Source organism: Providencia sp. 6390 (genome assembly GCF_058148425.1).
Genome location: NZ_JBYVYL010000008.1, coordinates 244940 through 252910, shown reverse-complemented (window position 1 = coordinate 252910; position 7971 = coordinate 244940). Strand labels below are relative to the sequence as shown.

At 39.8% G+C, this 7971-nt stretch carries 6 protein-coding genes, 1 pseudogene and 1 riboswitch; of the genes and pseudogenes, 3 read left to right on the top strand and 4 right to left on the bottom strand.

The genetic code is table 11. The features are described from left to right. Positions 1-95: 95 nt before the first annotated feature. Together murI and btuB are read right to left on the bottom strand one after the other, a co-directional pair. Positions 96-962, bottom strand: a complete 867-nt coding sequence (murI, locus tag AC3Z9T_RS17105) for a glutamate racemase (RefSeq protein ID WP_490127294.1) — start codon at positions 960-962, stop codon at positions 96-98. Next, a pseudogene (gene btuB, locus AC3Z9T_RS17100) lies at positions 907-2788 on the bottom strand (TonB-dependent vitamin B12 receptor BtuB). The gene murI and the pseudogene btuB overlap by 56 nt, the downstream one beginning before the upstream one ends. 77 nt (positions 2789-2865) lie before the next feature. Beyond that, a riboswitch (cobalamin riboswitch) is annotated at positions 2866-2964 on the bottom strand. Positions 2965-3210: 246 nt separating this feature from the next. On the opposite strand from btuB, the gene trmA reads away from it, so the two are divergent. Both trmA and AC3Z9T_RS17090 read left to right on the top strand, forming a co-directional pair. Further along, positions 3211-4308, top strand: coding sequence for a tRNA (uridine(54)-C5)-methyltransferase TrmA (gene trmA / locus AC3Z9T_RS17095; RefSeq protein ID WP_490127293.1), 1098 nt, complete (start codon positions 3211-3213; stop codon positions 4306-4308). Positions 4309-4482: 174 nt separating this feature from the next. After that, positions 4483-4926: a hypothetical protein gene (locus AC3Z9T_RS17090; protein WP_490127292.1), complete on the top strand. Its 444-nt coding sequence runs from the start codon at positions 4483-4485 to the stop codon at positions 4924-4926. A gap of 73 nt (positions 4927-4999) precedes the next feature. On the opposite strand, the gene AC3Z9T_RS17085 is transcribed toward AC3Z9T_RS17090, so the two are convergent. Next, complete coding sequence (locus AC3Z9T_RS17085) at positions 5000-5389, bottom strand: YijD family membrane protein (RefSeq protein ID WP_490127291.1); 390 nt, start codon at positions 5387-5389, stop codon at positions 5000-5002. A 15-nt stretch (positions 5390-5404) separates the two neighbouring features. Continuing rightward, positions 5405-6061 (bottom strand): HTH-type transcriptional repressor FabR, encoded by a 657-nt coding sequence (fabR, locus tag AC3Z9T_RS17080; RefSeq protein ID WP_490127290.1) that lies wholly within the window; start codon positions 6059-6061, stop codon positions 5405-5407. 429 nt (positions 6062-6490) lie between these two features. Here fabR and sthA point away from each other — a divergent pair, with 429 nt between their 5' ends. Continuing rightward, entirely contained in the window at positions 6491-7888 is a 1398-nt protein-coding gene (sthA, locus tag AC3Z9T_RS17075; RefSeq protein ID WP_490127289.1) for a Si-specific NAD(P)(+) transhydrogenase, read from the top strand. Positions 7889-7971 lie beyond the last annotated feature (83 nt).

The following is a 7971-nucleotide window of genomic DNA, read 5'->3' as shown; positions in this document are numbered from 1 at the left end:
CGGTCAGTGGAGGCGCATTATAGGGAGTCAGAAAAATCACGCAACCCCTTTTTTGTATTTTTTTTCCGTTTGCTCAGCTTTCCATCAAATTTGGGTTAAATCGCTAGTTTTTGCAGCGAATCAAACCCTTCCGCAGCTAATACAGGCTGTAATGCCTGTGCTTCATCATTCATTAATAAGCAATATGCAAAGTCTTTTTCTTCACTTAAGACTATCTCTTCTGCCTGATTGTTGATCAGCCATACCGTGCGCCTTGCAATTGCCGCCCCTGAATCAATAAATCTTGTACCACTTGGAAGTACCTCTTCGAGTTCTTCAACGATTAAAGGAAAGTGGGTGCACCCCAAAATGACAGTATCAGGTGGTTCAGGCATCCTTATCCATGATTTTACTGCATTTGCAACTTCAGTTAATGGTATTATTTCACCATGCAGTTTCCTTTCTGCTAGTTGTACAAGGTCTGCTGAGCCAAGTGAAACCACCTTACAATCTGTTGCGAAACGCGCTATTAGTTCTTTTGTATATTCACGATTCACTGTACCTTTTGTTGCTAATAGTCCTACAACACCATTTCGTGTTAACTTTGTTGCAGGTTTAATTGCAGGTACCACACCGACAATTGGAAAGGTAAAGTGTGCTCTTAAATTAGGTAAACTGACGGTGCTTGCTGTGTTACAGGCTATGATAGTAATTGTCAAAGCGTGTTTCTTCGCCACGGCATCTACAATCTGATAAACCCTGTCGATAATAAACTCTTCACTTTTTTCACCATAAGGAAATGCTTCATTATCGAATGCATATATATAGTGGGCATTAGGTAGCAGTTTTTTTACTTCTCGATATACAGATAGCCCACCCACCCCTGAATCGAAAACAAGGATGGTTGGGCGAATAGATAGGTTGTGATTAGAAGTTGTAGCTTCCTGTAAGGAAATATTCTCTTCCAGCGGTGCGATAACCATACGCGGTCTCATAGTCTTTATCGAACATATTAGCTATTTTACCACGAATTGTGAGATGTGAAGTGATCGGATATGCAGCAGTGATATCCCAAACACTATATCCACCTACTTTGAGACGATTTCCGGATGCATTCACATCATAACGTTGCCCAACGTATTGATAAGTAATTCCCATATCCATCTGATACATAGTCCAATCAAGCTGATATTTGACTTGTTGCTTTGCTCTTCTTAGCAAAACTTGATCCGTATCTTTATTTCTAGGGTCAATATATTGATAAGTTAATTGGTGTTGGAAAATACCTGTTTCTATTTCTCCAATCCATTCAACACCTTTAATTTCAGCTTTGCCTATATTTTCGTAGGTGCTAACTGGGTTACCATACTTATAGTCAATTAGGTTATCAATATCATTATGATAAGCATTAAATTGCCATAATAGTGGGCCCGTTACACCTTCTAAACCCGCTTCCCATTGTTGACTTTTCTCAGGTTTAAGATTTGGGTTACCTAAGGTCGTTCCCCATGATGATGTTGAGTTAGCATATAATTGCCCCAAATTAGGCGCTTTATAAGCCGTTGCATAAGAACCAATGATTTTATATCCATCATAAAATTCCCAACTGAGTCCTGATTGCCATGTCGTATGCCAATCAAATTCAGAATGATGGTCACTTCGTACTGCTGCTTCAGCAATAATAGAATCAATCGGGGCATATTGCCCAGTAACATATAGTCCTGTCGTGTTTACCGACTCTTTTTTATTTGCCATAGCAGTGCCTGGTTCAATACTTTGATATTGATAATCAACACCACCACTAATATTGCCTTTATCTAAGCGATAACTATTACCCCATTGCAAATTATATTGCTGGGATTCATCTAAACTGGAAAATTGACCATATTGTCCATACCGAGGATCATAATTATAGTCCTTCACACGGCTATAGCTTCCCATTAAAGAGCTGGAGTAGCTGCCCTGTTGATACTTCATGCCTGTTTCATAGGTACGGCTATAAAGCTTACGCGTATCAACAAGTGATATCCCATCATCATAAGCGTCATAGTTTGCTCTATTATCATAACCATAAGCGCGTGCATAGGCTAATACCTCAGATGAAAACTGATGTTCCACTCCTAACCATAATGTTTTATTCAGAAAGCCATCTTTATCAGGCTGCGGATGCCTACCTGTCATCCCTCTTGCTTCGACATCAAACCCTGTTGTGTGGGTATAAGCGCCAGCGGCGGTTACTGTCGTCTTGTCTCCAATTTTTTGTTGAGTTGAACCGTTATAATTCTGATAACCATAAGAACCAATACCTGCATTCAGTGTTGTTCCGTCATTATCACGACGAGTAATGATATTAACCACACCACCAACTGCATCAGAGCCATAAACAGCAGATCTCGCACCACGAATATATTCAATTTTTTGTACTAGTGAGATAGGTATTTGGCTAAGATCGGATGACCCCGATATTGCCAGCCTGATTCAATCGAACACCATCAATTAACACCAAAACATGACGTGATTCGGTACCTCTAATAAATAGAGAGCTCTGTTGTCCCATACCTCCACTTTGTGAGATATCAACACCGGGTAATCGTCGAAGCACATCAACCACTGTATTTGATTGCCAATGGTCAATCTCTTCACGTGTAACAACCGTCACTGGGGCTAATATAGATGAAATAGGCTGTTCAAAACGGTTTGCTGTCACGACCATTTCATCAGAGTGCCCCTTTGCGTTTGCCAGAGAGGAAATACCACACAACACTGCCACAGCAGCAACCGAAAACGGTAGCAACTTTTTATTATTCATTATGATTACACTCGGAAAATCAATTAAATTAAAATTCCGCGAGGCTGAATATAAGATCCGCGCAAATATTCAACAAAGCGAGATAAAGGTTGTGAGCAGGTATCGGACTTTTACCGTTGCGCGTCAGTTTTGGATTCACACCAAATTCCCTGCTCACTCTGCATGTTATCCTAAGAGGAATAGTAATTGGTGTCTACGGATGGATAATGAAAACTGGACATCTTCAGCGCATTCCCTACAATTTCGCTCCTGATTTGAATTTTACTGTTTTATACTCTAAATAATTCGAGGCACAGGTAGGCGACAAGCGAAGATAGACGAGGAGCATAGATAAACACTGTGACTCGGCTAGCTGAACGTAGTCACCATACCTCAACGCAAAGCGCTGCAACTTGAAGTATAACGAGTATATGGGGCCAAGCATGCCAAACTCCTTGCATATTGAAGACTACGATCAACAACTCGCAGAAAAAACTGAGCGTTTAAAGGCTATGATGGCTCCTTTTAACGTACCTGAACCTGAAATTTTTTCATCGCCAACATCACATTACCGAATGCGTGCAGAGTTTCGAGTGTGGCATGAGGGTGATGATTTGTTTCATATTATGTTTGATAAAGAAACAAAAGAGCGTATTCGAATTGAGCAATTCCCTGTTGCGAGTCAGCTCATTAATCATGCCATGATAACAATTCTGCCACTCATAAAAGAAAATGAGCTACTGCGCCACAAATTATTTCAAATTGACTATCTTTCAACGCTGAGTAACAAACTCATTGTTTCTCTGCTATATCACAAAAAATTAGGTGATGAATGGACTGAAGCAGCTAGACAATTGAAAGAAAAATTGTCTCATGAAGGTATTGATCTTCAGCTTATTGGCCGAGCCTCAAAAACAAAAATTATGCTAGATAACGATTATGTTGATGAATGTTTGAAAATAAATGACCGTGACATGATCTATCGCCAAGTAGAAAACAGCTTCACTCAGCCAAATGCTCAGGTGAATATTAAGATGTTGGAGTGGGCTATTGCGGCAACAAAAGGAGCAACTGGTGATTTGCTAGAGCTTTATTGTGGCAATGGCAATTTTTCATTAGCTTTAGCGCAAAACTTTGAGCGCGTCCTTGCGACTGAAATAGCCAAGCCTTCTGTTGCTGCTGCACAATATAATATCGCAGCGAACAATATTAATAATGTGCAGATTATCCGTATGTCAGCAGAAGATTTTACTCAGGCAATGCGGGGTATACGTGAATTTAATCGACTCGAAGGGATTAACCTCAGTGATTATCAATGCAATACGATATTTGTTGATCCTCCGCGCAGTGGTTTAGATGATAAAACAGTCCAATTAGTGCAAGAATATGACAATATTCTCTATATTTCCTGCAATCCCGAAACCTTGTGTGAAAATTTAGCTGTTTTAAATGAAACCCATGAAGTGAAAAAACTCGCACTATTTGACCAATTCCCATACACCCACCATATGGAAAGCGGTGTTTTACTAACTCGCCGCTAACGCCTTGTTACCACTTAATGTACTCAATTAAGTGGTAACCCATTTTGACAATAAGTTAAAAGACACTTTATAAAAAATTAACTCTACTAATCGAATATCGTTTTTTTATATTTTATGCAGATATGCTGATGTACTGTTATTTGTACTTATACAATGACAGAAGAGAACTCTAATATGCTAAAAATAGCACCCAAAAATTTAAATAACGTTCCCACTCAATCTCTAATTAAAACATCAGTCGATAACTTATCCCCAAAATTTATTTCTTTACAAGAAAAGTTAATATCAATAAAGACAACAAGCGGCAAGAATTTCTGCATGGTAAAACCCAAAGAAAATTCAACACTTCATGAATTATATGAAAACCTCAAAGATGCACCAGAACTTGCTGGTAGACTGAAAATATCACCATATAAAACAAAGATTCAACATCATGTGAAACAAGTACGTTCTCAACCAAAACTGTTTTGCTCTGAACGACATATGATAATAAAGGGCTCTAACCAAACACATTTTGTTATGGCAAAACCTTCCAAAGATTCAATATTACCCGAGATATTCAGTAACTTGCGCAACGAAAACTATGGTAAATTATCAAAAGAAATTGTTACAGATTAACTCTGTTTAAAAATACAAACACCGCAATGTTTAACATTACGGCGTTTTCTATCACACTGGTTTCCAGTTGAAATTAAACTTCAGCTTCATTTTCGGCAGCTAGCTCTTGTTGTTCTTTTTTGCGTGCTTTCCAGCTTGTGTATAGCCACAAAGCAAGTGCAACAATAATCGTTGCAGGAATGAAGTTAGAACCAACTTCTGGATGTTGTACACGTAAAATTGCAGCATAAGCAAATAAACCTAAAAAGAAGTTACCAACCACAAATTTAGGTAGCCCCACTGGCATTGCATGATGTAAGTAACGCTGATGCAAACAATAAACTGCTAATATTAAAGTAATAATCGGAAATATGGAAAACTCTACTAAGGAGTTAAACAGAGCCGAAAAAGTTCCGTGAGTCGATAAGCCAACCACTAGTGCTAATAGTAATGTGCTTTTCTCATAGCGATTGTGTTCCGTCATTGATTCTCCTTTATATTATTTAGTGAGATCGGGGTCATTTTGATTTTGTTTTTCTTGTTCACGGCGATACCAGTAATATGCGCCTTTTGCGATCATACGTAACTGTAGTACTAGCCGCTCTTCCAGATGCTGCCGTTTTACTTCGTCGATATCTAGAGCTTCAGCACCTGCGCTAAAAACGATGGTAACCATGGATTCTGCTTGTAACTCAGTAAAATGCCGTGGCATCCGACTCTCTTGTTCAAGGTAATCCGCTAATTCTGCGATAAAATGCTGAATTTCCCGAGCAACTGCGGCACGAAACTCAGCAGAGGTTCCAGAGCGTTCACGCAATAATAACCTAAAGGCATTTGGGTTATTACCTATAAACTCCATAAAAGTCGAGATTGATGTGCGGATCACACTACCGCCTTTCGCAATACGCTGACGAGCTTGGCGCATAAGCTGACGTAACATCAGGCCACTTTCATCAACCATTGTAAGCCCTAATTCATCAACATCTTTGAAATGGCGATAAAATGATGTAGGTGCGATACCAGCCTCACGTGCGACTTCACGTAAGCTTAGGCTTGTAAAACTACGTTCTGCACTTAATTGGCTAAATGCGGCTTCAATGAGCGAACGACGAGTTTTTTCTTTCTGTTTTGCTCTAACGCCAATAATATTGCTCACGGTGATCCTGATTTCTATGTCATTAAACAGCCATTAATATACTCTAAATAATCCAAGGTACAGCCAACAGCACTTCAACTTGAAGTATGCCAAGTATATCAAAATAATAAAACTTCAGCTCCACTACCACTCAGCATACCTGAAATTTATTAGGCTGTTTGAGGGAAATGGCGATTTGACCTACAGATTACTGCTTTTCAGAATTTGACCAAATCATTTTCCAATAATTTTTATTTTTTATCTGCTAACTAAGTTTTGTTTTATTGTTATTGAGCCTCTAAGTATTATCCCCAAAAGACCAAAAACTATTTAGCATCATAGATCACGTTAAATAAGCGTAATTTCAAAGATGAGCAGTAAAGCGAGTAAATAATCGACGGATATGCTAACATCATGTTGTCATTTTGTTTTTAGAGCAGGTCTTACCTCATGCAACACATCCATTTTGATGCAATTGTCATTGGTTCCGGACCTGGCGGTGAAGGCGCCGCCATGGGGCTAGTGAAACAAGGAAAAAACGTCGCCGTCATTGAACGTTATGACAGTGTCGGCGGTGGTTGTACCCACTGGGGAACCATCCCCTCCAAAGCACTTCGCCACGCCGTTAGCCGAATTATCGAATTTAACCAAAATCCACTCTACAGCGATAATTCACGCTCCTTACGTTCCTCGTTCTCCGAAATTCTTCAGCATGCTGAAAGTGTTATTAGTCAGCAAACACGTATGCGCCAAGGCTTTTATGAACGTAATGGTTGCCAGATGTTCTCTGGTGAAGCGACATTTATTGATGAAAAACATGTCAGCGTACGTTATGCTGATGGTAGTTGTGATGTCCTTAGCGCAGACAACATTGTTATTGCAACGGGCTCCCGCCCTTATTGCCCATCTGATGTTGATTTCAACCATTCACGTATCTACAACAGCGACACAATCCTTAACTTAACTCACGAGCCTCGCCACGTAATTATCTATGGTGCTGGAGTTATCGGTTGTGAATATGCCTCCATCTTTCGTGGATTAGGTGTCAAAGTTGATTTAATCAATACGCGTGACCACCTTCTGGCCTTCTTAGATCAAGAAATGTCAGATGCACTTTCTTATCATTTTTGGAATAGTGGTGTCGTTATTCGTCATAATGAAGAATACGAGAAAATTGAAGGCGTTCCTGATGGCGTTATTGTCCATCTAAAATCAGGTAAAAAAGTCAAAGCTGACTGTTTGCTGTATGCCAACGGACGAACTGGTAATACAGACAAGCTAGGTTTAGCAAATGTGGGTATTGAGGCGGATGGTCGCGGGCTAATTAAAGTTGATAAAGCTTACCGAACCTCAAATGAACATATTTATGCGGTGGGTGATGTTATTGGTTACCCAAGCCTCGCTTCTGCAGCTTATGATCAGGGGCGTATTGCAGCACGAGCCATCACCGATGGCTTGGGTAATGCACATCTTGTTGAAGATATTCCGACAGGTATCTATACCATTCCTGAAATCAGTTCTGTGGGTAAAACAGAGCAGCAATTAACTGCAATGAAAATTCCATATGAAGTGGGTCGAGCTCAATTTAAGCATTTAGCACGCGCACAAATTGCAGGTATGAATGTGGGTAGTTTGAAAATCCTATTCCACCGTGAAACATTGCAAATTTTGGGAATTCACTGCTTTGGTGAAAGAGCGGCAGAAATCATACATATTGGACAAGCTATCATGGAACAAAAAGGGGATGGAAATACAATTGAGTATTTTGTGAACACAACGTTCAACTACCCGACAATGGCGGAAGCCTTCCGTGTCGCTGCACTGAATGGTTTAAATCGCCTTTTCTAAGCTTTAATCGTCATGATTGCAGGGAGGCTTCTCAGCAATCATGACAGTATTGCAACAAATATACTCTAAATAATTCGAGTTGC

Bases quoted from the DNA above. Each gene is read 5' to 3' on its own strand.
- sthA (WP_490127289.1), top strand. From the start codon at position 6,491: ATGCAACACATCCATTTTGATGCAATTGTCATTGGTTCCGGACCTGGC.
- trmA (WP_490127293.1), top strand. From the start codon at position 3,211: ATGCCAAACTCCTTGCATATTGAAGACTACGATCAACAACTCGCAGAA.
- AC3Z9T_RS17085 (WP_490127291.1), bottom strand. From the start codon at position 5,389: ATGACGGAACACAATCGCTATGAGAAAAGCACATTACTATTAGCACTA.
- murI (WP_490127294.1), bottom strand. From the start codon at position 962: ATGGTTATCGCACCGCTGGAAGAGAATATTTCCTTACAGGAAGCTACA.
- AC3Z9T_RS17090 (WP_490127292.1), top strand. From the start codon at position 4,483: ATGCTAAAAATAGCACCCAAAAATTTAAATAACGTTCCCACTCAATCT.